Origin of the sequence: Streptomyces sp. (genome assembly GCF_019510245.1) — a bacterium.
Classification (GTDB): domain Bacteria; phylum Actinomycetota; class Actinomycetes; order Streptomycetales; family Streptomycetaceae; genus Streptomyces.
Map to the genome: position 1 here is coordinate 1 of NZ_JAEKKT010000127.1, position 26,008 is coordinate 26,008.

A 26,008-nucleotide genomic window follows, 5' to 3' on the forward strand; every position below is an offset into this window, starting at 1 on the left:
TCAGGGCCCAGCACGACCTGCTGATGGCGAACTTCTTCGCCCAGACGCAGGCGCTGGCCTTCGGCAAGACGGCGGAGGAGGTCCGCGCCGAGGGCGTGGCCGAGGAGCAGGTGGCGCACCGCACCTTCAAGGGCAACCATCCCACCACCACGATCCTGGCCCGCGAGCTGACCCCGTCGGTCCTCGGCCAGCTCGTCGCGCTCTACGAGCACAAGGTCTTCGTGCAGGGCGCGATCTGGGACATCGACTCCTTCGACCAGTGGGGCGTGGAGCTGGGCAAGGTGCTCGCCAAGCGCATCGAGCCCGCCCTCACCGAGGGCGCCGACGTGCCCGGCCTGGATTCCTCCACCGCCGGGCTCGTGGCCGCGTACCGCACGCTTAGGAATTGAATCCTCACTCTCGCGAACGAGGGTGATTCCTGACTCTCACAGCCCAGTGGAAACAGCGTTCCCGCCAGGTCTTACGCGATCAGCGCCAGCCGGGTCGAAACCTGCCCGGCAGCGTGCCCAGTTCTCACACGCTGAGCTCCGTAACTTACACCACACGAATGGATCACGCAAAGTGACTGACATGCAGATCGGGCTGATCGGCCTCGGCAAGATGGGCGGCAACATGCGCGAGCGCATCCGCCGCGCCGGCCACACCGTCATCGGCTACGACCGCAACCCCGACGTCTCCGACGTCAAGTCCCTCGAGGAACTGGTCGAGAAGCTCGACGCCCCGCGCACGGTGTGGGTGATGGTCCCGGCGGGCCACGCCACCCAGTCCGTCGTCGACGAGCTCAAGGACCTGCTGTCCGAGGGCGACACCGTGGTCGACGGCGGCAACTCCCGCTGGACGGACGACGAGAAGCACGCCGCCGAACTCGGCATCAAGGGCATCGGCTTCGTCGACGCCGGTGTCTCCGGCGGTGTGTGGGGCCTGCAGAACGGCTACGCCCTGATGGTCGGGGGCAACAAGGAGCACGTGCAGCGCCTGGAGCCGATCTTCGAGGCGCTCAAGCCCGAGGGCCCGTACGGCTACGTCCACGCCGGCAGGGTCGGTGCCGGGCACTTCTCCAAGATGGTCCACAACGGCATCGAGTACGCCATGATGCAGGCCTACGCCGAGGGATGGGAGCTGCTCGAGAAGGTCAAGTCCGTGGACAACGTCCGCGAGGTCTTCCGCTCCTGGCAGGAGGGCACCGTCATCCGTTCCTGGCTGCTCGACCTCGCGGTCAACGCCCTGGACGACGACGAGCACCTGGACAAGCTGAAGGGCTTCGCGCAGGACTCCGGCGAGGGCCGCTGGACCGTCGAGGCGGCCATCGACAACGCGGTGCCGCTGCCGGCGATCACGGCCTCCCTCTTCGCCCGGTTCGCGTCCCGCCAGGACGACTCCCCGCAGATGAAGATGATCGCGGCGCTGCGCAACCAGTTCGGCGGCCACGCCGTCGAGTCGAAGGAGTAGTGCGCGGTGGGAGACCTTCTCCTGGTCCGCCACGGTGAGACGGAGTGGAGCGTGTCGGGACAGCACACCAGCTGGACCGACCTGCCCCTCACCCAGCACGGTGAGGAACAGGCCAAGTCCCTCGCCCCGCTGCTCACCGGACGGACCTACGCACTGGCGCTGTCCAGCCCGCTGGACCGCGCGATACGCACCGCCGAACTGGCCGGTCTGACCGGGGTCGTGCCCGACCCCGACCTGCACGAATGGGACTACGGCGGCTACGAGGGCATCACCACGGCGGAGATCCACCGCAGCCGCCCCGACTGGTACCTGTGGGCTGACGGCGTCCCGCCGGGCCCTCAGGGCCACCCCGGCGAGTCCCCGGAGCAGATCGGCGAGCGGGCCGACCGGGTGCTCAGAAAGGTCGAGACGGCGCTCACCACCGGCACGGGTGACGTGGTCCTGGTGGCCCACGCCCACTTCCTGCGGGTGCTGACGGCCCGCCGCCTGGGGCTGCCGCCCGCCGAGGGCAGGCTGTTCCAGCTGGCGACCGGGACCGTGAGCCGGCTGTCCACCGAACACGGGTGGCCCGTGATCGCGGAGTGGAACAAGCAGCCGTAGCACATCGTGGGGACGGCCCGCCGGCGACAACTGGCGGGCCGTTTCGACGTGTTGGTGCCAGGCAGTCGGCAGCAGCCTTCCCGGGGCGGTCCCGGGCCAGTTTCTACGGCCCCTTTCCTAACCCCTTGTCGAAAGTCCCGCGAAGCCCATACCCTGACGCCGCGCCGGTGCCGTCGTACGCCCCGGCCCGGCCGTGACGGGATGGGAGGGGCAGCCGCGTGAAGCGCACATCGCGTGACATCCGCACCGCGAACCGCTACGAGGTGCTGCGCCAGATCATCGCCCAGTCCCCCACCTCACGGCAGACCCTGGCGGCCTCGGCCGGGCTGAGCGTGGCCACGGTCGCCACCCTCGTCGGCGAACTGCTCGACCTCCGGATGATCACCGAGGTCGGCTTCGAGGACTCGGCGGGCGGCCGCCCCCGGGGCCTCGTCGCCGTCAACGCCTCGGGCGGCGCGCTGATCGGCGTCGACATGGCGGAGACGTACGTCCGGGTGGAGCTGTTCGACCTGGGGCTGAACGTGCTGGCCCGCGCGGTGGAGGACATGCGCCCGGGGGAGAGCCGGCCCGAGCAGGCCGTCGCCCACGTCGCCACGGCCGTCGGCTCGGTGGTCGCCCAGGCCGGCGTCGAGGGCGCGCGGGTGCTCGGGGTGGGGGTGAGCGTGCCGGGTCAGGTGGACCGGGCCACCGGCATCGCCGAGTACGCGCCCAACTGGGACTGGCACGACGTGCCGTTGCTGGACCTGCTCGCCGAACACATCGCCTATCCGCTGTACCTGGACAACCCGCTGCGGGCGAGTGCCGTGGCCGAGCTGTGGTTCGGGGCCGCGCGCGGGCGCGAGGACGCCGTGGTGGTGAACCTCGGCACCGGCGTCGGCGCCGGACTGGTACTCGGCGGCGGACTGTACCGCGGGGTGAGCAACAGCGCCGGAGAGTGGGGCCATACGACGCTCGTGCTGGACGGGCGGCTGTGCCACTGCGGCAACAACGGCTGCGTGGAGACGTACGTCGGCGCCCCCGGCATCATGCTCAACCTGCGCGAACTCAGCCCCCGCTCCACGCTGCTGCACCCCGAGGACCAGACGGCGACCATCGACGCCCTGACCCACGGGGTCGCCGCGGGCGACCCGGTGGCCGTCAAGGTGGTCCGCGACACGGCCCGATACCTCGGGGCCGGCATCGCGGACCTCGTGAACCTGTTCAACCCCGAAGTGGTCGTGCTGAGCAGCTGGGTCGCCAGAAAGCTGGGCGCACCGCTGCTCGATGAAGTCCGCGAGGCCGTGCGACGGCACGCGCTGAGGCGGCCGTTCGCCACCACCGAGATCGTCCTCTCCCCCGTCCCCACCGATCCGGTCTGCCTGGGCGCGGCCACGTTCGCGCTGGAGGGCGCCCTGCAGGCGGTGGGACAGAGGGCACCGAAACGCACCACCCCCGCAAGGAGCCGTACCGCACGACCTTCATGACGACGGAAGGGACGCACGTGTCACACCCCCACCGCAGCAGACCGGTCCTCCTGACGGCCGCGGCCGCACTGGCCGTCGCCGGACCCCTGATATCCGCCCCGCCCGCCTCGGCCGCGACCGCGACCGCCACCACCGTGGCCGCCGAGGTGTCCCCGCACGCCGCCCAGACCATCGACGACATCGGCGCCTCGGGCGCCTGGTGGGTCAACGACCTCCAGCACTTCTCCCCCAAGGTCCAGGCCCGGGTGGCGAAGCTGCTCTTCTCCAAGGAGGGCCTGGACCTCAGCGCGTACCGCTACAACATCGGCGGCGGCGGGGTCGCGGTCACCACCCCGGCCCGGGTCGCCGAGGACTTCCTGAACCCTGACGGCTCGTACGACTGGAGCCGGGACAAGGGAGGTCGGACGTTCCTCAAGTACGCCGCGAAGTACGGCGTCGAGGACCTGATCGGCTTCGTCAACAGCGCGCCCGCCCGGTGGACGACGAACGGGCAGAGCTGCGGCGGGCAGTTGAAGCCGGAGAACGAGGGCGACTACGCCCGGTACATCGCCGACGTGACCCAGCACCTCGCCGGGCAGGGCGTGCAGCTGGACTACATCAGCCCCTTCAACGAGCCGGACAACGACTTCGGTTCGTGCGGGCAGGAGGGCATGCAGGTCACCGTCGACCAGCGCGACGACATCGTGCGGGCGCTCGGCGCCGAGCAGAGGGCCCGGCAGCAGACGACCTCGATCATCGCCGACGAGTCCAGCCAGACGACCCAGTTCGTCTCCGAACTCCCGCAGTGGATCTCACAGCCGGACACCGCGCAGTACGTGTCCGCGCTGGCGCACCACACCTACAACAATCCCGGCGACGGCCAGCTCGGCAACGTCTACGAGACGTCGAGGACGGTCGGCCAGAAGTCCTGGGCCAGCGAGATCTGCTGCTTCGGCAAGGGCTCCACGGGCTGGAACCAGGAGTACGACCCGACCATCGACAACGCCCTGCTGCTGTCCCGCATCATCTACAAGGACTTCGCCAGCGCCCACGACTCGGCCTTCCAGTGGTGGGTGGCGCTGGCCAGCGGTTACGGCACCGACCCGTACGCGAAGAACGACGTCGGCTGGAACGACGGCCTGATCTACTACGACCCCGACTACGCGACGAACGGCAACCAGACGCTGTACTTCACCAAGCGGTACTACGCGCTCGGCCAGTACAGCAAGTTCGTCCGCCCCGGCTCGGTCGCGCACAACGTGACCGGGGCGCCGGCCGGGGTCGAGGTGTCGGCGTACGACAGCGGCGGGCAATGGGTGGTCGTGGTCAACAACCACAACGCGACCGACACCCCGCTGAGTCTGCACTTCAACAACGCGGCGCCGAAGCGGGCCAGGGAGTCGGTGCGCACCTCGGCCACCGAGGACTGGGCCGAGGCCGCCGAGCCGTCGGTGAGCGCGGGGACGGTCTCCGCGACCCTGGCGGCCCGCTCGATCACGACGTACGTCCTCGACCAGAAGGGCCAGAAGGGCAACGGCACTTCGGCCGTCACCGGCGCGCTGGCCGGCAGGCAGTCCGGCAAGTGCCTGACGGCGGGCGCCTCCGGGGGCGCCATCGCCACCTGCACGGGCGCTGCGGACCAGTCGTGGTCGTACGACGCGAAGGGCACCCTGAAGGGCCCGAACGGCTATCTCACGGCGTCGGGTTCCGGTCTGACGGCCACCGCCGACCCCACCGGTGACGCGAGCCAGCGCTGGCTGCTGAACGCCAACGGGCAGATTCTCAGCGAGGCGTCCGGCAAGTGCCTGGACGTGACCGGGCAGGCCACTGCCGACGGCAGCAAGGTGATCCTCTACAGCTGCAACAGCGGCAGCAACGAGGCCTGGACCAGGCAGTAGCCAACCGGCCTCCCCACGGACCGAGGGCCGCCGCCCCCTGACGCGGCGGCCCTCAACTCGCCTTGCGCCACCTCCTGTTCGCCATTCCGAACGGGGTACAACGTTTCGCGCAGACTTCGTCCAACCTCTTGCCGAAGTGTTAGCCGAAGGTTAACGTCCCGCTCCGCAACGCAATTTCGGCCATCTGGTTCCCGACGTTTTCAGGGCCTCCCACGGCCACGGCGCCCACGCCGCACTCGACAGACAAGGACGTCAGCATGTCGGCACTCAGCAACAACAACTGGTCCCGCCGGTCACTCTTCCGGGCGGCAGCGGGCATGGCCGCCGCCGGCACGCTGGCCGCGTGCGGCAGCAACAACGGCAGAGGCGGGGGCAGCGGGTCGGGCACCCAGCTCACCCAGTACTTCCACGCCTACGGCGAGGCGGGCACCGAGCAGGCCCTCAAGCGCTACGCGGCTGCATACAAGAAGGCCGACGTGAGCACCAGCTGGATCACCGGCAACAACTTCGAGTCGGCGCTCTTCGCGTCGCTGCTGACCTCGAAGGCGCCCGACGTCTTCGAGTTCCACCCGCAGCTCCAGCTCGTCAAGAGCGGCCAGGTGGCGGACCTCAGCGACCTCATCGACCCGGTCAAGGACGACTTCAACCCGAACGACATCAACTCCCACACGGTCGACGGGAAGATCTACGGGATCCGGATGATCGACGACCCGCAGTTCTTCTACTACCGCAAGTCGATGCTGGAGAAGGCCAAGGTCGACGTCCCGACCACGCTCGACGAGCTGATCGAGGCCGCCGCCAAGCTCACCACCGGCAAGGTCAAGGGCGTCTTCCTCGGCAACGACTTCACCGCGATCCAGAACACCCTGATCTGGTCGGCCGGCGCCGACACCCTCGACGCGAAGAACCAGATCGCCTACCACACCCCGGGCGTCATCGAGGGCCTGAAGAAGCTCCGCACCCTGTTCACCAGCGGCCATGTGCTCCTCGGCGCCCCGACCGACTTCTGGGACCCGTCCTCGCTCAACCAGGGCCTGTGCGCCATCCAGTGGGGCGGCATGTGGTCCATGCCGGCCATGCAGCAGGCCCTCGGCGACGACCTCGGCATCTTCCCGTTCCCGAAGATCGGCAGCGCCGGCAAGCAGTCCGTCTACAACGGCGGCTGGTCGATCTTCGTCAACGCCAAGGGCAAGAACGTCGACGCGGCCAAGGAGTACGTCAAGTGGCTGTGGATCGACCAGAAGAATTACCAGGAGGACTGGGCCACCTCGTACGGCTTCCACATCCCGCCGCGCACCTCGATAGCGCAGTCGGCCACCAAGCTGAAGTCGGGCCTGCCCGCTGAGGGCGTCAAGCTCTTCACCGACTACGGCCACTTCGACAACATCGGCTTCGACCAGACCATGATCACCGCCTTCAACGACGTGATCGCGTCCTCCGTGCGCAAGAACGGCAACCCCGAGGCCGCGCTCGACGCCTGCGACAAGAAGGTCGGCGTCGAGCTCAAGAAGTTGTTCGGATAGGCCGCCGGGAAGACCACGACATGTCGACCACCACCACACGCGGGGTCGCCCAGCCCGCCCCGGCCAAGGCCTCCCCGGCCCGGCCGCGGCGGGGCCTGCGGGGCAATCCGACGCTCAACTTCTGGCTCTTCACCGGGCCGTTCCTCATCGGCCTGGTGATCTTCGTCTTCGTGCCGATCGGCTGGAGCATCTTCCTCAGCTTCTTCGACGCCCGCTACACGGTCACGCCGAGCCATTTCATCGGTTTCGACAACTACAAGCAGATCCTCACCAACAGCAACTTCCCGGACTCGCTGGTCACGTTCACCGTGTTCGCCGCGTTCATCGTGCCGACCACGTGGGCACTGTCGCTGGGCCTCGCACTGCTGGTGCACCGGCTGCGGTTCATGCGAGCGTTCTTCCGGTCGGTGTTCTTCTTGCCGACCGCCGTCTCCTACGTCGCCGCCGCCCTGATCTGGAAGATGTCCGTCTTCAGCGGCGTCCGCTTCGGGCTGGCCAACACCGTCCTGAGCTGGTTCGGCGTCGACAACATCGCCTGGCTCTCCGACCCGAGCCCGCCCTGGTACTGGCTGGTCATCCTGACCCTTCGACTGTGGATCCAGGCCGGTTTCTACATGATCCTGTTCCTGGCGGCGCTGCAGAACATCCCGCCGGAGCTGTACGAGGCCGCCTCGATCGACGGCGCCAAGCCGGGCTGGCAGACCTTCCGGTACATCACACTGCCCCAGCTGAGGGCCACCTCGACCGCGGTGATCCTCCTGCTGCTGATCGCCGCGTACCAGGCGTTCGACGAGTTCTTCAACCTCATCGGGACGAAGGCCACGTGGGCCCAGACGCCGCTCATGGAGCTCTACAAGGCCGCCCTCGGCACCGACCAGGACTACGGCGCCGGCAGCGCGGGCGCGGTCATCCTGTCCCTGCTGATCTGCATCGTCACGCTGGCCCAGGGCAAGATCATGGGCTTCGGCGGAGGGGAGGAGAAGTGACCGTCACACCGCACGTCCGCAAGGACCGCAAGAAGCGCGGAGGGGTCCTCGGCAGCACCGGTCTGTACATCGCCGTCAGCGTCGCCGCCTTCCTCTTCCTGATCCCCTTCTACCTGATCGTCCGCAACGCGCTCTCCACCGACCCGGAGATCACGGGCGAGAACTGGAAGCTGCTGCCCTCCTTCCAGTGGGGCAACATCTCCGAACTCTTCGACGACCCCACCGTCGAGTTCGCCCACTCCATGTGGAACTCCACGGTGATCGCCGTCCTGAGCACCGTGGGCACCCTGCTGTTCTGCTCCATGGCGGGATACGGTCTCGCCCGGATCCCCTACAAGCACGCCAACAAGGTCTTCTACGCCGTGCTGGCGACCCTGATGGTCCCCACCGCCGTCACCTTCGTGCCCAGCTTCGTGCTGGTCTCGTCCCTCGGCTGGATCGACACCTACCGGGGCATGATCGTTCCGGGCCTGTTCAGTGGTTTCACCTGCTTCCTTTTCCGGCAGTACTTCCTGGGGTTCCCCAAGGAACTGGAGGAGGCGGCACGCGTGGACGGGCTCGGCTACTGGGGCGCCTACTGGCGGATCGTCGTCCCCAACTCGCTGAACTTCTTCGCGGCGATGGCCACGATCACGTTCATCAGCGGCTGGAACGCCTTCCTGTGGCCGCTGGTCATCGGGCAGGACCCGAACGCCTGGACCGTGCAGGTCGCGCTCTCCTCGTTCATGACCAACCAGACCGTGAACTTCCACCTGATCTTCATGGCCACCGCCATCTCCATCCTGCCCCTGGTGTTCGTCTTCCTCTTCCTCCAGCGCTGGCTGGTCCAGGGGATCGCGCAGACCGGCATCAAGGGCTGACCCGCCTCGAATGACCTGGAGACCGATGTCTTTGCGCACCACCACCGATTACGTCGAGGACGTCTCGCCGGGCTCGGGCGCGCTGCCACCCCGCGCCTGGTACCGCGCCTCGGACGCGAAGTCCCTTTCCCTGAACGGCAGCTGGCGTTTCCGGCTGTCGCCCACGGCGGCCGCCGAGGACGACGCGTTCGCCGAGCCGGGGTACGACGCCGGGGGCTGGGCGGAGGTGTCGGTCCCGGGGCACTGGGTGCTCCAGGGGCATGGCGCGCCGATCTACACGAACCACCTGTACCCGTTCCCGGTCGACCCGCCGAGGGTGCCGACCGAGAACCCCACGGGTGACCACCTGCGCGCCTTCGACCTGCCGGAGGACTGGGACCTGACCGACGGCGGGACGGTCCTGCGCTTCGACGGCGTCGAGTCCTGCGCCCGCCTCTGGCTGAACGGCACGGACATCGGCGAGTTCAAGGGCTCCCGGCTGCCGCACGAGTTCGCGGTCGGCCATCTCCTGAAGCCGGCCGGCAACGTGCTCGCCGTCCGGGTCCACCAGTGGTCGGCCGGCTCCTACCTGGAGGACCAGGACCAGTGGTGGCTGCCCGGCATCTTCCGCGACGTGACCCTGCTGCACCGCCCGGCCGGGAGCGCCCTCGACTTCTTCGTGCACGCCTCCTACGACCACGTCGACGGCACCGGCACCCTGCGCGTCGACTCCGACGTGGACGGCAGGGTCACCGTGCCGGAACTGGGCGTCGACACCGCCACCGGCGAGCCGGTCACCGTCCCGGTCGAGGCGTGGACGGCCGAGACCCCGAGGCTGTACGACGGTGTGCTGGCCACCGAGGGCGAGCGGGTTCCGTTGCGGATCGGCTTCCGGACCGTCGTCCTCGAGGACGGGCTGATCAAGGTCAACGGGCGGCCCGTCCTCTTCAAGGGCGTCAACCGGCACGAGTGGCACCCCGAGCAGGGCCGGGCCCTCGACCTGGAGACGATGCGCGCGGACGTGCTGCTGATGAAGCGGCACAACATCAACGCGGTCCGCACCTCCCACTACCCGCCGCACCCGGCCTTCCTCGACCTGTGCGACGAGTACGGCCTGTGGGTGATCGACGAGTGCGATCTGGAGACCCACGGCTTCACCGAGCAGGCCTGGCGGGACAACCCGGTCGACGACGACCGCTGGACCCCGGCGCTGCTCGACCGGGCCGCCCGGATGGTCGAGCGCGACAAGAACCACCCGTCGGTGGTGATCTGGTCCCTGGGCAACGAGGCGGGCACCGGGCGGGGCCTGACCGCGATGGCCGAGTGGATCCACGGCCGGGACGCGTCGCGGCTCGTGCACTACGAGGGTGACATCGACTGCCGTGACACGGACCTCTATTCACGGATGTACGCCGACCACGCCGAGGTCGAGCGGATCGGCCGGAAACTGGACGGCGGCACCCATCGGCGTCGCCAACTCCCCTTCATCCTGTGCGAGTACGGGCACGCGATGGGCAACGGCCCCGGTGGCCTCGCCGACTACCAGCGGATCTTCGAGTCGTACGACCGGCTCCAGGGCGGCTTCATCTGGGAGTGGATCGACCACGGCATCAAGGACGAGCGCTACGGCTTCGCGTACGGCGGCGACTTCGGCGAGGAGCTGCACGACGGGAACTTCGTCTGCGACGGACTGGTCTTCCCCGACCGACGGCCCTCTCCGGGGCTTGCGGAGTACAAGAAGGTGGTCGAGCCCGTCCGCATCGAGGGCGACGGCGCCACCGTCCGTGTCACCAACAGGCAGGACTTCGCCGATCTGTCGGCGCTGGCATTCGAGTGGTCGTACCAGGTCGGCGGCGAGACCGTCGAGTCGGGCACCTTGGCCGTACCGGCTCTGGCGGCCGGCGATTCGGCGGAGGTGAAGCTGCCGGAGCCGCCGGTCGCCGCCGGCAGCGGCGAGACGCAGTGGACGGTACAGGCGGTCCTGGCGGCCGACGCCGGCTGGGGTCCGCGGGGGCATGTGGTCGCCTGGGGCCAGTTCCCCGTCTCGGGACGGCAGTTGCCGTCGTTCGTGGCCTCCGCCGGACCGGTGGTGTCCGGCGACGGGTCGATCACCCTCGGCCCGGCCGCGTTCGACGCCCGCAGCGGTGCGCTGCTGAGCATCGGCTCGGTGGCGGTGACCGGACTGCGGCTGGACGTGTGGCGGGCCCCGACCGACAACGACGACGGTGCCGCCTGGCAGAGCGACCTGCGCTACGGCGAGCTGTGGCGCAAGTTCGGTCTGCACCGGATGCGGCACCGCCTGGACGCGGTGGAGCAGGACGGCGGCGCGCTGACCGTGCGGACCCGGGTCGCGCCCGCCGCCTGGGAGTTCGGTCTCGCGACCGTCTACCGCTGGACCTCGGACGGCGACCGCCTGCGGCTGACCGTCACCGTCAGCCCGGACGGCGACTGGACGGTGCCGCTGCCCCGGCTCGGCATCCGCTTCGGGCTGCCGGCCGCCGACCGGGTGCGGTGGTTCGGCGGCGGACCCGAGGAGGCCTACCCGGACACCAGGTCGGCTTCGCTGGTGAGCCGTTGGGAGTCGACGGTCGACGACCTCCAGACACCGTACGTCCGCCCGCAGGAGAACGGCGCCCGCGCCGACGTCCGCTGGGCGGAGCTCGGCGGGCTGCGGATCGACGGCGACCCGGAGTTCTGGTTCACGGCCCGCCGGTGGACCACCGAACAGCTGGACGCGGCCACGCACCGCAGCGACCTCACCCCCGGCGACACGGTGTGGGTCAACCTGGACCACGGCCAGCACGGCATCGGCTCGCAGTCCTGCGGCCCGGGCGTCCTGCCGCAGTACCAACTCCACGCCGAGCCGGCTGAGTTCTCCTTCGTGTTCACGGACATCGGCTGATCCGCGGCGCCCTGGAAGGCCCCGGACCGTGCATGGTCCGGGGCCTTCGGTCCGCTCAGCGGCCGTGCCCGGCGGCCCCGCACCGGTAGAGGGTGTAGCGCGCGACGTGGACCGGCGTGCAGTGGCCGATGGCCCAGCGGACCAGGGCCCGTCCCGGGGTCCTCGCGCCCCGGGCGCGGTGGGTGAGGTCGGCCGCGGAGAGCAGGACGTAGCGGAGCCTGCCGGTGTCGATCAGGCTGTGGAAGGTGCCGGGCGCGGGGTAGGGCACGTGGGCGGTGAAGCCGCCGAGCGGGAGGATGGAGGCGTTGTCCGAGAGGATGTACGGCGCCGCCATCTGCCAGCGGGGCACGGCGGCCAGGTAGCGGGCGCCGTCGCGGTGGGCGGTGAGGTAGGCGAGGACGCGCTGCTGGGCCGGGTCGAGGGCGGAGGCGCCGTTGCGGGTGGCGATGCTGCCCGGGCCGATCCGGCCGAACCCGCCGGGCTGGTTGTAGCGCAGGGAGGTCGCGGACGCGGACCAGACCGTGGGGACGACCAGGACCGCGGCGAGGGCGACGGCCAGGGCGGTCCTGCGCGGACGCGCCCCGCCCAGGGCGAAGAGGACCAGCGCCGGCAGGGCGAGGACCGCGGCGACGCCGACGGACCAGGCGAAGAAGCGCGGGTAGTGCAGGGTGAGCGCCGCGCACCAGCCGACGTTGACGGCGAGGACCGCGCACAGCACGCCCCGCCGCCGCACCCGGGTCACGGCCACGGCGGCCAGGGCCGACAGGCCGACCGCCACCACCCCCATGTAGTAGGTGTGCCCGGTCACGCTGCCGAAGCTGAAGACCAGGAAGAACGTCACCAGCCAGGTACCCCAGAGCAGGTACCCGGCCAGGAAGGGGTCGGTGCGCGGCGGACGGCGGCGCCACAGGCCGTACAGCCCGGCGGCCAGGCCCAGCGCCGCCAGCGGGTACAGCCAGCCCGTCTGGCTGGCCAGCCCGGGGCTGAACATCTTCCAGACGCTGTCCCCCATCCCCACGGACGCCCTGCTGTGCGCCCGGTCGGCGACGATGCTCCCGGTGCCGGCCGCGTCGACGCCCAGCGTCTGGAAGCGGGTCAGGAAGTTGTAGCCGACGACCAGGGCGATCGGCGAGTTGTCGGTCGTGCCGTCGAGGTAGGGGCGGGCGCCGGCCGGGGTGAGGCCGGCGGCCAGCATCCAGGAGAGGGACACCGCCAGCATGACCGTCCCGGACACGGCGAGGTCCCGGATCCGGCGGCGCAGTGTGGCCGGCGCGGCCACCAGATAGGTCACCGCCAGCGCGGGCAGCACCGCCCAGGCCTCCAGCATCTTGCACTGGAAGGCGGCTCCGACCCAGAAGCCCGCCAGGACGAGGGTGCGCAGCCGGGCGCGGGCGGTGGCCCGCTGGGTGGCCTCGGCGGCCAGCAGCAACAGCAGGACGAACGGCGCGTCCTCGGTGACCGAACGGCCAAGACCCACGGTCACCGGGGTGAGCGTGAGGAAGGCGGCGGCCAGCAGCCCGGCCGGCACACCGGCCCAGCGCCGTACGACCACGTGGAGCAGGACCACCGAGGCCACGCCCTCCAGGGCCTGCGGGACCACCAGGGACCACGGGTGGAAGCCGAGGACCAGCGCCGACAGGGCCTGCGGCCACAGGAAGCCGGGCAGCTTGTCCAGGGTGATGGAGTTGCCGGGGTCGAAGGAGCCGTAGAGGAAGGCGACCGGGTTGTCGGTCATGCTGCGGACGGCGCTCGCGTAGAAGGTGTGGTACGCGCTGTGCCAGATGCCCCAGAAGAAGAGCAGCGCGGCGACCGTGGCGATGCCGGCGAGGATCGGGCGCTCGTAGCGCTGGGTACGGCTCCGTGCCCGGGCCGGCGAGGGCGGCGGCCCCTCGGCACGGACGAGCGGCTCGGCGCTGACAGGGCTCGGCATCGCGGACGGCCTCCAGGACTCCCGGTGTCCGGGGCTTCCAGAGCGCCCCGGAGTGCTACGGCCTGTAGGACGACTGGATTCCGGCGAACGTCACGTCCCGGTTGTCAAGGAACATTCAGGATGTTCGTGAGGATCGGTCATGGAACCTGTAAGAATCCTGGACCCCGCCTGTGCCTCACCGCCCGGCGTGCTGGGCCGCGAGGCGTACCGGGGCGTTCTGGGCGCCGTAGCCGCGATACCCGGGCTCCCGCTCGACGAGTTCGAAGAACACCCGTCCGACCGTCCGGGTGTAGCAGTGCCGGAACACCCCGCCCGCGTCCCGGTCGTAGAGGATGCCGAGGTCGCGGTACGTCTCCAGCTCACCGTCGGCGAACTCGTACCGGGCGGCCAGGTCGTCGTGGTAGTTGGCGGGGATGGGCAGCAGACCGCCACCGGCCGCCCGGAAGGCACGGGCGGCGGCGGCCACGTCCGCGACGGCCAGGGCGATGTGCTGGGCGTGCAGGGTGTCGTCGGCCGGGGCTGCGCCGACCCCGAGGGCGATCCGGACGCTGCCGTCGGCGTTGGTGACGGCGCGGGAGCGCAGCAGCCCGTAGGGGTCGGCGACGTCGACGCTCTCCTGGGCGTGCAGGCCGAGGACGCTGCGGTGGAAGAGGGCCGCCTCGTCGTACTGGTGCCAGGGCTGGGTGAGCGCGAGGTGGTCGATGTGCGCCGGGCCCGGCGCCGGTTCGTGCGGCACCCCGGCGAAGTCGGCCCGCCAGTCGGGGAGTTGGGGGCCATGGTCGGTGGCGCAGAAGAACAGTTCCGTGCCGTCGGGCGCGGCGACCGCGTCGAGCGGGGCGTCCCCCGGGGCGCGGCGGCGGGGCAGCACGGGGGCGAGCAGGGCCTCGGCGCGGCGGGCGGCGGCCCGCGGGTCCGGTGACCCGAGGCCGATCGCGGCGAGGCCCGTGCCCTCGCGGCGGGCGGCGGGACCGGTGTTGACCAGGATCCGGGCCTCGCCCTGCTCCCACAGGTCGACGGGCTTGCTCCGATGACGCGCGGTCCGGGCGAAGCCGAGGGCGCCGAGCAGCGCCGACACCGGCTCGGCGTCGGGCGTGACGAGTTCGGCGAACGCGACCCCCGTCGGCACGACCGGTGGCGGCAACTCCCCCACTCCGACGGCCTCTTGCAGCACCAGCAGCGAACGGTGCGCGTCGACGGCGGTCGGGCCGGCCTCCGCCTGCCGGAAGACGTCGTTGAAGACTTCGAGGGAGAGCGGCCCGTCGTACCCGGTCCGCAGTACGTGACGGACGAGCCCGGCCACGTCGAACCCGCCCTGCCCCGGGAAGCACCGGTAGTGCCGGCTCCACTGGAGCACGTCCATGGCGAGCAGCGGGGCATCGGCCAGCTGGAGGAAGAAGATCTTCTCGCCGGGGATGTCCTCGATGCCCTTGGGGTCGGACCGCCGGGAGAGGATGTGGAAGCTGTCGAGGCAGGTGCCGAGGGCGGGGTGGTCGGCCGCCTCGACGATCCGCCAGGCACGGTCGTACGTACTGACGTGCCGCCCCCAGGCGAGCGCCTCGTACGCGACGCGGATGCCGAAGTCCTGTGCCAGGTCGGCGAGTCGAGCAAGTTGGGAGGTGGCGAGACCATCGTCGTCGATCGCGAGCGGTGAGACGGAGGAACAGACGAGGACGGTGTCGGCGCCCAGTTCCCGCATGAGTCCGAACTTGTGCCGGGCGCGCCGCAGATTGCGCGCGAACTCGTCGTCGGGGACGGCTTCGATGTCCCGCATGGGTTGGTAGAGATCGATGGTCAGCCCGAGATCGGCGCACCGAGTCCGAATCTCACGGGGCGAGAGCGGACTGGCGAGCAGATCGTTCTCGAAGATCTCGACCCCGCCGAACCCGGCCCGGGAGGCGGCGGTGAGCTTCTCGGTGAGCGACCCACTGAGCGAGACGGTAGCGATGGAAGTACGCATGGCCTTTTTCCTTACGTGCACTGCACCTGCTTGGGGGCGCTGGGGGTACCCCCAGCCGAAGGCTGGGGGAGGAACTGCGCGACCAGCCACAACCGGCCCGCATTCGTCACACGACCTGCCCCGCCGACCTCTCACCCAACTCCGCGATGTCGGCAAGCATCCGCCCACTGTCCGCCGCCCTCCCCGTGAACAACCGAAACGCGTCCACGGCCTGGAACACGGCCATCCCACCCCCGTCCAGCACCGCGCACCCCACCGCCCGAGCGGTCCGCACCAGTTCCGTCTCCAGCGGCCGGTACACCACCTCGGCCACCCACAACCCTGCATGCAGCAGCTCCGCAGGCACCGGCAGCCCCGGATGCGCGGCCATCCCCGTCGGCGTCGCGTGCACCAGCCCGTCCGCACCGGTCAGCAGGTCCGGCAGCCGGTCCAGGCCCGCGGCCACCGCGCGCCCCGCGCCGAAATGCCGGTTCAGCGAGCCCGCGAGTTCGACGGCCCGCTCGGCCACCGCGTCCACGACAGTGACCCGCCCGGCCCCCAACGTGAGCGTCGCGTGGGCGACGGCGGCCCCGGCGCCCCCGGCGCCCAGCTGCACCACCCGCTCCAGCGGAGCGTCCGGCAGCCCGCGCGCGAACGACGCCGCGAACCCGGTCACGTCCGTGTTGTGGCCGACCGCCCTGCCGTCGGCCTCGAAGACCACCGTGTTGACCGCGCCGAGCGCCTCGGCCTGCGGGGCAAGCGCGTCGAGGTGCTCGATGACGAGCTGCTTGCAGGGGTGCGTGATGTTCAGCCCGTCGAAGCCGAGGTCCCGCGCGGCCCGCACGAGTTCCCCCACGGCCTGTGGCGGAACGCCGATCACGTCGATGTCGATCAGCCGGTACAGGTACCGCAGCCCCTGCCGGTCGGCCTCGCGCTGGTGCAGGGCCGGGCTGAGCGACGGGCCGATGCCGGAGCCGATCAGTCCGACGAGATACGAGTCCTTGGCCACGTGGCCCTCCCGAGCGGCATCACTAATGTACGAACTAGTACGTTAGCTATAGCACCCGGGGTGACCGCGTGGGAAGACCTCTCCGGGAACGCTCCGCCACGGGCTTCTACAATCTCCGGCACCGGCTGTCTCCCCGACGGAACCCGATAGGAACCCGATGACCAGCGTCGACGAACCGGCACAGACCAACGGGCGGCTCCGTGACGCCGCCCGCACCCAGGCCGAGATCCTCGACGTGGCCACCCAGGAGTTCGCCCGGGCCGGCTACGACGGGGCCCGCGTCGACGAGATCGCGGCCCGCACCCGCACCACGAAGCGGATGATCTACTACTACTTCGGCGGCAAGGAGCAGCTGTTCACGGCGGTCCTGGAGCGCGCGTACGGCGTGATCCGCGAGGCGGAGCAGCAGCTGGACGTCGAGCACCTGGACCCGGTCGCGGCGATCCGCCGGCTCGCCGAGCTGACCTTCGACCACCACGAGCAGCACCCGGACTTCATCCGGCTGGTCAGCATCGAGAACATCCACGGCGCCGAGCACATCGCGGCCTCCGAGAAGCTCGGCAGGATCGGCTCGCCGGCACTGGAGGTGATCCGCCGGATCCTGGCCGCCGGGCAGGAGTCGGGCCTGTTCACGGCCGACGTGGACGCCGTCGACCTGCACGCGATGATCAGTTCGTTCTGCTTCTTCCGGGTGGCGAACCGGGCCACCTTCCGCGCCCTCTTCGGCCGCGACCTGGTGGACCCGGCGCAGCGCGCGCACTACCGGGCCATGCTGGGCGACATGGTGATCGCCTACCTCACCGCGGAGCGCGCGGCGGACTGACCGCGCCGGGCGCCGGGCGCGGGAAGGGACCGGACGGAACCGGACGGGACCGGCACGACCTCTTGACACCGGGGAAACGCGAGCGCAACATCCGTACCCATCGCGACTAACTATCCAGTGGGTTAATTAGCACCCCGGCCCCTGGCCCGCCGACCCCGTCATCCCTGGGAACCGGCCTTCTCCCCCGCCGCTCACTCCGCCTACGTTGGAGTTCCCCGAAGGAGCACCGCCGTGTCCGTCCCCGCCCAGCCCGCTGCCACCGCCGTACCACCCGGTGGCCAGCCGAGAAAGGCCGCCCTGGCCGCCTGGATCGGCAGCGCCCTGGAGTACTACGACTTCTTCATCTACGGCAGCGCGGCCGCGCTGATCTTCCCGAAGGTCTTCTTCGACGAGTCGGACCCGGCCAACGCGACCTTGCTCTCGCTGGCCACGTTCGGCGTCGCGTACGCGGCCCGCCCGGTCGGCGCGCTGTTCCTCGGGCACTTCGGGGACCGGATCGGCCGCAAGAAGGTCATGGTCTTCACGCTGCTGCTGATGGGCCTGTCGACGTTCCTGATCGGCTGTCTGCCGACCCGCGCCCAGGTGGGCGGCCTGGCGCCGGTGCTGCTGGTGCTGTGCCGGGTGCTGCAGGGCATCTCGGCGGCCGGCGAGCAGGCCAGCGCGAGTTCGATGAGTCTGGAGCACGCGCCGCCGAACCGGCGCGGCTTCTTCACCAGCTTCACCCTCGGCGGCACCCAGGGCGGTCAGTTGATCGCCACCCTGGTCTTCATCGCGGTCTCCCAGCTGCCCGAGGACCAGCTGATGTCCTGGGGCTGGCGGGTGCCGTTCTGGCTGAGTGTCGCGGTGGCCGTGGTCGGCTGGTTCATCCGGCGCAGGCTCGAGGAGACCCCGGCCTTCGCCGAGCAGGCGGCGACCGAGGGTGTCGTACGGCTGCCGCTGGTCACGCTGGTGCGGTACCACTGGGCGGACGTGCTGCGGGTGATCGGGGGCGCGCTGATCGCCTCGGTGAGCACGATCTTCACGGTGTGGGCGCTGGCCTACGCGACGAGCGACCCGGTCGGGATGTCCAGGACCTCGATGCTGTGGGTGGGCGCGCTGGCGAACCTGGTGGCGCTGGGCGCGATCCCGGCGTGGGCGACGCTGTCGGACCGGATCGGGCGGCGGCCGGTCTACCTGATCGGTGCGGTGGGCAGCGCGGTGGCGATGTTCGGCTACCTGTGGGCGATCTCCACCGGCTCGTACCCGCTGGTCATGCTCCTCGGGATCGTCGCCTTCGGTGTCGTCTACAGCGCGGCGAACGGGGTCTGGCCGTCCTTCTACGGCGAGATGTTCTCGACCCGGGTGAGGCTGTCGGGCATGGCGATCGGTACCCAGATCGGGTTCGCGGTGGCCGGTTTCGCGGTGACCTTCGCGGCGCGGATCGCGGGTCCGGGCGGCGACGACTGGTCGGCGGTGGCGCTGTTCACGGCCGCGCTGTGCGTGCCGCCGGTGATCGCCGCGCTGTCCGCCCGCGAGACCCACACGGTGGCCACCGAGGACCTCGGGTCCCGCACCCCCCGCGAGGCGTCCCGGCCGGAGACCGTGACCGCCTGAGGCCCCGTCCGTTCCGCGAGGCAGGCACACGTCCGCCCGGGCCGGCGCCCGGGCGGACCGTCGCCGCCGCTCTGAAGGAGATTTGGTCCCACGCCGTTCACACCCTGGACATGAGCGATGACCTGCGGGGATGCCGTTCCCTGCGATGGTGTGCCGTAGGCGGCACCATGTCCGACACCCTCGAGCAACGGCGGGGAACCGATGAGCCCGAGCACAGCTGACCGTTCCGAACAGACCGTCGCCGGAGGCGACGCCGACACCGTGGCCGGAGTCAGGCCGCTGCTCGACGCCCCGCAGAACGCCGCGGCGGGCGTCGCGATGTGGATCTTCGTGGTCGGCCCGGTGGTCTGCCTGGCCGTCGCGGTGCCGCTGCTGTGGGGGCGGGGCCTGTCGGCGCTGGACGTCACCATGGCCGTGGTCGCCTACCTGGTGTCCGGCTTCGGGCTCACGGTCGGCTATCACCGCCTCTTCACGCACCGCTCGTTCAAGGCGAAGCGGGGTCTGCGCATCGCTCTGGCGGTCGCTGGTTCGCTGGGGGTCGAGGGCTCGCCGGTGCAGTGGGTGGCGAACCACCGCCGCCACCACGCCTTCGCCGACCGCGAGGGCGATCCGCACTCCCCCTGGCGCTTCGGAACCGACACGCGCGCGCTCCTCAAGGGGCTGCTGCACGCGCACATCGGCTGGATGCTCAAGCGGGAGCTGAGCAACCGGGCCAGGTTCGCGCCCGACATCGACGCCGACCGCGATCTGCGGCTCGTCGGCCGGCTCTTCGGGCCGCTGACCGTCGTCTCCCTCCTGGCCCCCGCGCTGGTCGGCGGGCTCGTCACCGGGACCTGGGCCGGTGCGCTGACCGGGTTCTTCTGGGCCGGCGTGATGCGGATGGCCCTGCTGCACCACGTCACCTGGTCGGTGAACTCGGTCTGCCACGTCGCGGGCAGGCGCCCGTTCGCCAGCCGGGACAAGGCCACCAACTTCTGGCCGCTCGCCCTGCTGTCCTTCGGGGAGAGCTGGCACAACTCGCACCACGCCGACCCCACGGGCGCGCGCCACGGTGTACTGTCCGGCCAGATCGACCCGTCGGCACGCCTGATCCGCATCTTCGAGAAGCTGGGCTGGGCCTACGACGTCCGCTGGCCGAGCCCGGACCGCCTCGGCGCCCGCCTGCTGCCCGGGCCGGCCGGCCGCCCGGAGTCGGCGGCGTGACGCCCCTCTGACGGTGCACCAGCCACGAGCTGACGGCACGGCAGCCGCCGCGGGTCTCACCTCGACACCAGCAGCTCCGTCCACTCCCCGGCCACCCGCTCCAGCGAGAACCCCTCCCGGACCTGTTCGCGGGCCGTCGCCCCGGCGGACCGCCAGTCCTCCTGCTCGGCGAGGCCGGTGATCGCGTCGGCCATCGCCTCGGGGGTGTCGTGGATCCAGCGCCGGTCGTAGATCTCGTCCGCGCCGGGCCACGGCAGCAGCGCGGGTACGGCGCCGGAGGCCATGCCCTCGGCCGGGGAGAGGTGGAAGCTCTCGTCGTCGCTGGTGGAGAGCACGTGGCCGATGCGGCGCAGCCAGTTGGGGACGTCGGGGCCGAACTGGTCGAAGACGACGGCCCCTTCGAGGAGCGGTGAGGTCTGCATGCGGCGCAGGATCGCGTCGTAGTGCTCGCGTTCCTCGGGCTTGTTCCAGATCCACCAGTACTCCCACGGCGGCTTCGACTTGACCGACAGGTGCCAGCGGCGGTCGCGGGCGCGGAGTGCTTCGAGGACGTCGAGGCCGAGGTCGAGGCGTTTGCGGCTGGGTGCGATCCCGATCATGCCGAGCCGGTGGCGGGCGCCGGGCGCCTTGGGCCGGTCGAGCTGGTCGACGTCCACCCAGTTGCCGATCGTGGTGATCTTCGCGGCGGGCCAGCCGGTGCGGTCGCGGGTGGCGCGGGCGTAGTAGGGGCTGACGCACACCACCCGGTCGACGGCGTCGATGTCGACCTGGCGCGGATAGCCGGCGTCGAGTTCGAAGCGGTGCAGGCGCACGATCAGCCTGCTGCCGCGCCGCTTGTGGCGGCTGTACCAGATGGCCGCGGGGCCGCACCACTCGACGACCACCACATCGGCCCAGGCGGCGAGTTCGCGGCTGGCGGCGGCGTCGTGCCGGGCGAGGGCGGGCCAGGCGTCGATCCGGACGTCGAGGCCGGGCAGCGCGCTGAGGTGGTCGAGGAGACGGGTGAGGAACTTCAGGTCGTGGCCGGCGACCCCGACCCGCAGCGGGCGGGCCCGGGTGGCGACGGCGGCGGGTGCGGCCGGGAAGGCGCGGTCGAGGTGGCCGCGCCAGCGGGCGGCCGCGGCCTCCAGGGTGTACTCCCGGGCGGCCGCGGCACACCGGTCGGCGGCGAGCTGCCGGGCCGCGGTGTCGCGTACGGCGAGGCAGACGACGTCCGCCGCGTCCGCGAGGGTGGCGGTGCCCGGCACGAACAGGGGGTAGTCGGCGCCCAGCAGGGCCTCGTGGGCGGGGGTGCGGTTGAGGACGACGGGCAGGCCGAGGGAGCCGAACTCCAGTACCTTGGTGGAGAGTTCGAGGCTGGCGTCGAGGGAGGCGGCGCGCCAGCCGAGGCCGAGGTCGCAGTCGGCGGCGAGGCGCATGGCCTCCTCGCGCGGTACGCCGCCGTGGTGGACGACCTCGGGGGTGGTGCGCAGCGCCTCGGCCATGGCGGTGTCGAAGCCGGGGTGGCCCGGATCCTTGTGGATCTTGTCGCCGACGGCGTGCAGTTCGGTCCTGATGCCGCGTTCGGCGAGCATCGCGGGCAGCCGGGTCATGGGCAGCGTGTTCCAGCGGGGCGCGAACTTGCCGGTGTAGACGAGGCGTACGGGATCGTGCAGGCCGTTGCGGGCCGGGACCGGGAAGCCCGGCTCGGGCACCGCGGGCGGGCAGAGCACGGACCGGCCGCAGGCCTCCGGCACCCAGGCCTCCAGGAAGCAGCGCAACTCCTCGGTCTGGCAGAGGAGGTACCGGGAGGCGGCGGCGATGCGGGCGAGGTCGGCGCGGGCCTCCTCGGTCATGTCGGCCGGGGACTGCGGGATGTCGGTGAGGTAGGCCCAGATCCGGCCCTCGAAGGCGCCGTCGCCGACGATCTGCTTGACCAGCCGGCGGCCGCGCAGCACCAGCAGGTCGCAGGGCTCCTCCGCGTCCAGCCGGGCGAGCAGCCGCGAGGCCTGGAAGGGCGAGAGGGGGTGCGCGCCCTGGCCGGGGACGAGATGCTCCTCGTACGGCCGGACCACGGTGACCCCGGGCAGGCCCGCGAGGGGGTCGGTCAGCCTGCCCGTCTCGACGGGGGCCTTGAGGACGAGGCGCGTCCGGCAGCCCGCGCGGGACAGTGCCTGGACCGTCGACTGGGCCCAGACGGCGGAGCCGTCGATGAGGTTCAGGTCCACGTCGCCGTAGACGAGCGCCCTGAGGGTGCGGGTCATGACGGTTCCTTTCCACGCACGGCGAACAGGCGGTGCCCGGCCCGCGACCAGGTGTCCGGCGGGGTGCCGGTGTCGAGGAGGGACCGGCGCACGAGGAGCGGCTTCAGAGCCGGTACGAAGGCGTAGTCGTCGGCGGCGGGGGTGTGGCCCACCACGTCGGCGCCCGAGTACTCCTGGGCGCAGAGCAGGTCGAGGAGGAGGGTGTCCGGACGGTCCTCGGTCAGGTCCGTCCAGTCGGCGACCCAGGGTGCGGTGGGCGGTCCCGCGTGCACGGCGACCGAGGCGGCGGTGAGTTCGTCGAGGGCGAGGCCGGCCGGGTCGGCGACGACCACCTCGGCCGGCCGGTGCAGCTGGCCGAGCGCCTGGGCGACGAGCCGGGCCACGTCGGTGGCGTCCCGGGGGGCGGCGAGGACGGCGATCCGGCGCTCGGCGAGCGGGTCGGGGCCGCCGGTGAGGGCGGCCAGCCGGGCCAGCCGGACCCGGGTGCTGTCCTGCACGAAGACGTCCCGGAGCCGGTCCCGGCCGTCGGTGACCGGGTCGAGGCGACGAAGCGCCGTCCCGGTGTCGCCGTCGAGGACGGCGTCCCAGGGCAGCAGCGACAGGCCCGGGGCGGACGACGCCGGGCCGTCCCGCCACAGCACCGCGACACGGCCCAGGCTCCTTGCCCGGGAGACGAGTTCGGCGAGCCGCCGGTCCAGGTCCGGGGCTAGGCCGGTGCCGGTGAGCGACCAGGGCCCGTCCTGGGCCGCACACGCGCTCGACTGGACGAGGAAGACGTCCGGGTCGGTGCGCTCGACCAGCAGCCGCCCGTCGTGCGGCAGCACCCTGCTGACCACGGCGTCCGCCGCGAAGTCCGCTGCGGTGCGGTCGGTGAGCACGCCGGTGATCACCAGCCGGTCGCGGGGCGCCACGGACAGGGCGCGGTGGGAGAGGTGGAAGCGGTCGCCGGTGTGCGGCTCCGGCGCGGGGGCGGCGACCTGGGCGCCGGACGGGCGGCCGCCCTTGGCCTTCCGCTGCCGCCACAGCCCGTACAGCTCGCCCGGCAGCCGGGCCGCGCGGCGCTTCGGCGACCGGGCCGCCGACACCAGTGCCTTGCCGACCCGCAGCGAGGTGGAGCCCTCCAGCATGGTCACCCGCGACTCCAGCACGCCGGTGCGCTCCCGGGCCCGGCGCAGCTCGGCGGAGAGCTGGTCCTTGTCCCGCAGGGCGGCGGCGAGCCGTTCGGCGAGGCCGTCCTCGCGGGCGGTCTCCAGGGCGCGGGCGGTCTCCTCGGCGGCCCGCTCCAGGTCGATCAGGCGGGCGCGCTGGGAGCGGGAGACGAAGTCGGCGAGGACGTACTCGTCGGCGATCCTCAGGGCGGTGGCGAAGCCGTCGGCCGGCAGCGGGTGACCGAACCAGTCGTGCGGGGGCAGGAGTTCCTCGGTGCATGCGAACACCGCGCCGGCGTGCAGGTGGGTGTAGCCGAGCGCGGCGGCGTGCAGCACCTGGCAGCGGTGTGCCACCAGGGCGTCGAGGAGCCGGTGGTAGGGCAGGTCGGTGCCGGGGTGGCCGAAGACGATCAGGCCGCGGCCGCCGGGCCGCATCCGTTCCAGTGCGGCCAGGCAGTCCGCCTCGGCGCCGTGCAGGGCCAGGTCGGGGCCGTAGCAGAGGAGCATCAGCTCCCCCTCGCCGACGGGTTCCGCGTGCCGCCGCAGTTCGACGCCCGGCGGCAGGTGCAGATAGGGGTCCAGACGCAGGCCGCCGCCCGTCGCGTCCACGACCGAGGTCACGTCGTCCAGGTGCGGGTGGAGCAGATCGGTCAGGCGCATCAGCGGTTCCTCGTAAAGACATGGAAGCCGACCCGGTTCTCGCGGAAGCCGTACGGCCGGAAGAGGGTGTGGCTCAGGCCCATTGGTTCGAGTTCTTCGAGGTAGGCGGCGATCGGCCGGTGCAGGATGTAGTCGCCGCGCGGGACGGGTTCGTCGGTGTTCTCGTCGGTGACGATCAGCCGGCCGGTGATCCGGACGAGGGAGGCGAGGTTGCGCAGGCTCGCCCGCCACTGCGCGTCGTCCAGGACGTGGAAGAGGACGTCCACGCACATCACGACGTCGTAGAGCCAGGGGCTGCGCCACTCGTCGAGGGCGGCGACGGTGAAGCGGGGGCCGCCGCCCTCGGCCCGCGCGTGGGTGACGGCCTCCTCGCTGGCGTCGAAGGCGTCGACGTGGTGGCCGCAGCGGGCGAGGGAGCGGGCGAAGTGCCCCTTGCCGCAGCCCGCGTCGAGGACGAACAGCGGGGAGGCGGGGCTGGACAGGTCACCGATCAGGGTGAGGAGCTGGCCGAGCCGGATCGCGTAGAAGATCTCGTTGCCGGGCCGGTCGAGGCCGATGTGGCCGCCGGAGGCGAGGTCGTCGCGTTCGCGGTGCCGGGTGTCCCAGTAGGTGAGGGGGGCTTCGGTGTAGGTACGGGTGGCGTCAGTCATGGCGCTCCAGCCACTCGGTGAGCACGCGGGCGATGCGGGGGCCGGCCTTGCCGTCCCACAGCGGTGGTCCCTCGGGGTCGGCCGCCGTCTGCCCGTCGAGGACCTTGCGCAGGGCGGGCACCAGTTCGCCGTGCCGGACCAGGCGGTTGGTGCCGTGGGTGACGGTGACCGGGCGTTCGGTCGTGGTGCGCAGCGTCAGGCAGGGCACGCCGAGCACGGTGGTCTCCTCCTGGACGCCGCCCGAGTCGGTGATCACGGCGGCGGCCCCGCGGACCAGGCCCATGAACTCGACGTAGCCGAGCGGTTCGAGGAGGTGGATGCCGGGCGCGTCGGCGAGGCCGGCCTTGCGCAGCGCCTCGCGGCCGCGCGGGTGCAGGGGGACGGCGAGGTCGAGGTGTCCGGCGGCCTCGGTGAGGGCGCGGGCGGCGGCCGCGGCGGCCTCGGGGTCGTCGACGTTGGCCGGGCGGTGCAGGGTGACCACGCCGTACCGCTCGGGCAGCGCGTGGGCGGCGCGGGCGGAAGCCGGGTCGAAATGCTCCAGATGGGTGAGGAGAGTGTCGATCATGGGGTTGCCGACGAAGTGCACCCGGCCCGGGTCGACGCCCTCGCGGGCGAGGTGGCCGACGGCTTCCGGGCTGGTGACGAAGAGCAGCTCGGCGAGCTGGTCGACCAGGCGCCGGTTGACCTCCTCCGGCATCGCCATGTCGAAGCTGCGCAGCCCCGCCTCCACATGGGCCACCGGGATGCCCAGCTTGGCGGCGGCCAGGGCCGCGGCCAGGGTGGAGTTCACGTCGCCGTAGACGACGACCAGGGCCGGGGCACGGGCGAGCAGCTCGCCCTCCAGGGCCACCAGCAGGTCGGCGGTCTGCCGGGCGTGGCTGCCCGAGCCGACGCCGAGGTCGGTGTCCGGGGCGGGCAGGCCCAGCTCCCGGAAGAAGACGTGCGACATCCGTTCGTCGTAGTGCTGACCGGTGTGCACCAGGACCTGGTCGTGCCCGGTCGCGCGCAGGGCGGCGACGACGGGCGCGGCCTTCACGAAGTTCGGCCTGGTCCCTACGACATGGAGTACGCGGCCGTTCATGTCGTACGTTCTCCGCTCTGTCGGCCTACCTTGGCGACATGGCCCGACGTCCGTCCCGGTACCTGCCGCGTGGTGTTCTGCGGTTCCCCCGTG

At 71.4% G+C, this 26,008-nt stretch carries 18 protein-coding genes and 1 pseudogene; 12 read left to right on the forward strand and 7 right to left on the reverse strand.

Annotated elements, in window-relative coordinates; all coding sequences use genetic code 11:
- The 9 genes and pseudogenes from JF597_RS14680 to JF597_RS14720 form a co-directional block, all read left to right on the forward strand.
- Window positions 1-389: pseudogene (locus JF597_RS14680) on the forward strand (glucose-6-phosphate isomerase); the annotation flags it as partial.
- 46 nt (window positions 390-435) lie between these two features.
- A complete protein-coding gene (gene gnd / locus JF597_RS14685; protein ID WP_293994188.1) occupies window positions 436-1,449 on the forward strand; it encodes a phosphogluconate dehydrogenase (NAD(+)-dependent, decarboxylating) in 1,014 nt (337 codons plus the stop codon).
- 6 nt (window positions 1,450-1,455) lie between these two features.
- Window positions 1,456-2,049, forward strand: coding sequence for a histidine phosphatase family protein (locus JF597_RS14690; RefSeq protein WP_293994190.1), 594 nt, complete (start codon window positions 1,456-1,458; stop codon window positions 2,047-2,049).
- Between the two features lie 218 nt (window positions 2,050-2,267).
- Window positions 2,268-3,512, forward strand: a complete 1,245-nt coding sequence (locus JF597_RS14695) for an ROK family protein (RefSeq protein ID WP_293994192.1) — start codon at window positions 2,268-2,270, stop codon at window positions 3,510-3,512.
- On the forward strand, window positions 3,509-5,389 hold the full coding sequence (locus JF597_RS14700; RefSeq protein WP_293994195.1) for a glycoside hydrolase: 1,881 nt from the start codon (window positions 3,509-3,511) through the stop codon (window positions 5,387-5,389). The genes JF597_RS14695 and JF597_RS14700 overlap by 4 nt, the downstream gene beginning before the upstream one ends.
- A 257-nt stretch (window positions 5,390-5,646) precedes the next feature.
- Window positions 5,647-6,912, forward strand: coding sequence for a sugar ABC transporter substrate-binding protein (locus JF597_RS14705; RefSeq protein WP_293994199.1), 1,266 nt, complete (start codon window positions 5,647-5,649; stop codon window positions 6,910-6,912).
- A gap of 20 nt (window positions 6,913-6,932) precedes the next feature.
- On the forward strand, window positions 6,933-7,898 hold the full coding sequence (locus JF597_RS14710) for a carbohydrate ABC transporter permease (RefSeq protein ID WP_293994202.1): 966 nt from the start codon (window positions 6,933-6,935) through the stop codon (window positions 7,896-7,898).
- Window positions 7,895-8,758, forward strand: a complete 864-nt coding sequence (locus tag JF597_RS14715; RefSeq protein WP_293994205.1) for a carbohydrate ABC transporter permease — start codon at window positions 7,895-7,897, stop codon at window positions 8,756-8,758. The genes JF597_RS14710 and JF597_RS14715 overlap by 4 nt, the downstream gene beginning before the upstream one ends.
- Window positions 8,759-8,783: 25 nt before the next feature.
- On the forward strand, window positions 8,784-11,639 hold the full coding sequence (locus tag JF597_RS14720) for a glycoside hydrolase family 2 TIM barrel-domain containing protein (protein WP_293994208.1): 2,856 nt from the start codon (window positions 8,784-8,786) through the stop codon (window positions 11,637-11,639).
- A gap of 55 nt (window positions 11,640-11,694) precedes the next feature.
- On the opposite strand, the gene JF597_RS14725 is transcribed toward JF597_RS14720, so the two are convergent.
- The 3 genes from JF597_RS14725 to JF597_RS14735 all read right to left on the reverse strand — a co-directional run bounded on the left by JF597_RS14725 (window position 11,695) and on the right by JF597_RS14735 (window position 16,514).
- A complete protein-coding gene (locus tag JF597_RS14725; RefSeq protein ID WP_293994211.1) occupies window positions 11,695-13,569 on the reverse strand; it encodes a glycosyltransferase family 39 protein in 1,875 nt (624 codons plus the stop codon).
- A 175-nt stretch (window positions 13,570-13,744) separates the two neighbouring features.
- Window positions 13,745-15,526: a sugar phosphate isomerase/epimerase and 4-hydroxyphenylpyruvate domain-containing protein gene (locus JF597_RS14730; RefSeq protein ID WP_293994214.1), complete on the reverse strand. Its 1,782-nt coding sequence runs from the start codon at window positions 15,524-15,526 to the stop codon at window positions 13,745-13,747.
- Between the two features lie 106 nt (window positions 15,527-15,632).
- The gene (locus tag JF597_RS14735) at window positions 15,633-16,514 is read right to left on the reverse strand and encodes a shikimate dehydrogenase (protein ID WP_293994217.1); all 882 of its coding nucleotides are present in this window, start codon (window positions 16,512-16,514) and stop codon (window positions 15,633-15,635) included.
- Window positions 16,515-16,671: 157 nt separating this feature from the next.
- On the opposite strand from JF597_RS14735, the gene JF597_RS14740 reads away from it, so the two are divergent.
- From JF597_RS14740 to JF597_RS14750, 3 genes are all read left to right on the forward strand, one after another.
- On the forward strand, window positions 16,672-17,337 hold the full coding sequence (locus JF597_RS14740) for a TetR/AcrR family transcriptional regulator (protein WP_293994219.1): 666 nt from the start codon (window positions 16,672-16,674) through the stop codon (window positions 17,335-17,337).
- A 231-nt stretch (window positions 17,338-17,568) separates the two neighbouring features.
- On the forward strand, window positions 17,569-18,930 hold the full coding sequence (locus tag JF597_RS14745) for an MFS transporter (protein ID WP_293994221.1): 1,362 nt from the start codon (window positions 17,569-17,571) through the stop codon (window positions 18,928-18,930).
- A gap of 201 nt (window positions 18,931-19,131) precedes the next feature.
- Entirely contained in the window at window positions 19,132-20,133 is a 1,002-nt protein-coding gene (locus JF597_RS14750; protein ID WP_293994223.1) for a fatty acid desaturase, read from the forward strand.
- A gap of 56 nt (window positions 20,134-20,189) precedes the next feature.
- On the opposite strand, the gene JF597_RS14755 is transcribed toward JF597_RS14750, so the two are convergent.
- Genes JF597_RS14755 through wecB form a run of 4 tightly spaced genes read right to left on the reverse strand, consistent with a single transcriptional unit; the run spans window position 20,190 to window position 25,915 of the window.
- Window positions 20,190-22,376, reverse strand: coding sequence for a glycosyltransferase (locus JF597_RS14755; RefSeq protein ID WP_293994225.1), 2,187 nt, complete (start codon window positions 22,374-22,376; stop codon window positions 20,190-20,192).
- Window positions 22,373-24,184, reverse strand: a complete 1,812-nt coding sequence (locus tag JF597_RS14760) for a hypothetical protein (protein ID WP_293994227.1) — start codon at window positions 24,182-24,184, stop codon at window positions 22,373-22,375. The genes JF597_RS14755 and JF597_RS14760 overlap by 4 nt, the downstream gene beginning before the upstream one ends.
- Entirely contained in the window at window positions 24,184-24,834 is a 651-nt protein-coding gene (locus tag JF597_RS14765; RefSeq protein WP_293994229.1) for a methyltransferase domain-containing protein, read from the reverse strand. The genes JF597_RS14760 and JF597_RS14765 overlap by 1 nt, the downstream gene beginning before the upstream one ends.
- Complete coding sequence (gene wecB, locus JF597_RS14770) at window positions 24,827-25,915, reverse strand: non-hydrolyzing UDP-N-acetylglucosamine 2-epimerase (protein ID WP_293994231.1); 1,089 nt, start codon at window positions 25,913-25,915, stop codon at window positions 24,827-24,829. The genes JF597_RS14765 and wecB overlap by 8 nt, the downstream gene beginning before the upstream one ends.
- Between the last annotated feature and the right edge of the window lie 93 nt (window positions 25,916-26,008).

Bases quoted from the DNA above. Each gene is read 5' to 3' on its own strand.
- JF597_RS14760 (WP_293994227.1), bottom strand. From the start codon at position 24,184: ATGCGCCTGACCGATCTGCTCCACCCGCACCTGGACGACGTGACCTCG.
- JF597_RS14750 (WP_293994223.1), top strand. From the start codon at position 19,132: ATGAGCCCGAGCACAGCTGACCGTTCCGAACAGACCGTCGCCGGAGGC.
- JF597_RS14725 (WP_293994211.1), bottom strand. From the start codon at position 13,569: ATGCCGAGCCCTGTCAGCGCCGAGCCGCTCGTCCGTGCCGAGGGGCCG.
- JF597_RS14730 (WP_293994214.1), bottom strand. From the start codon at position 15,526: ATGCGTACTTCCATCGCTACCGTCTCGCTCAGTGGGTCGCTCACCGAG.
- JF597_RS14700 (WP_293994195.1), top strand. From the start codon at position 3,509: ATGACGACGGAAGGGACGCACGTGTCACACCCCCACCGCAGCAGACCG.
- JF597_RS14710 (WP_293994202.1), top strand. From the start codon at position 6,933: ATGTCGACCACCACCACACGCGGGGTCGCCCAGCCCGCCCCGGCCAAG.
- JF597_RS14765 (WP_293994229.1), bottom strand. From the start codon at position 24,834: ATGACTGACGCCACCCGTACCTACACCGAAGCCCCCCTCACCTACTGG.
- wecB (WP_293994231.1), bottom strand. From the start codon at position 25,915: ATGAACGGCCGCGTACTCCATGTCGTAGGGACCAGGCCGAACTTCGTG.
- JF597_RS14755 (WP_293994225.1), bottom strand. From the start codon at position 22,376: ATGACCCGCACCCTCAGGGCGCTCGTCTACGGCGACGTGGACCTGAAC.
- JF597_RS14740 (WP_293994219.1), top strand. From the start codon at position 16,672: ATGACCAGCGTCGACGAACCGGCACAGACCAACGGGCGGCTCCGTGAC.
- JF597_RS14705 (WP_293994199.1), top strand. From the start codon at position 5,647: ATGTCGGCACTCAGCAACAACAACTGGTCCCGCCGGTCACTCTTCCGG.
- JF597_RS14720 (WP_293994208.1), top strand. From the start codon at position 8,784: ATGTCTTTGCGCACCACCACCGATTACGTCGAGGACGTCTCGCCGGGC.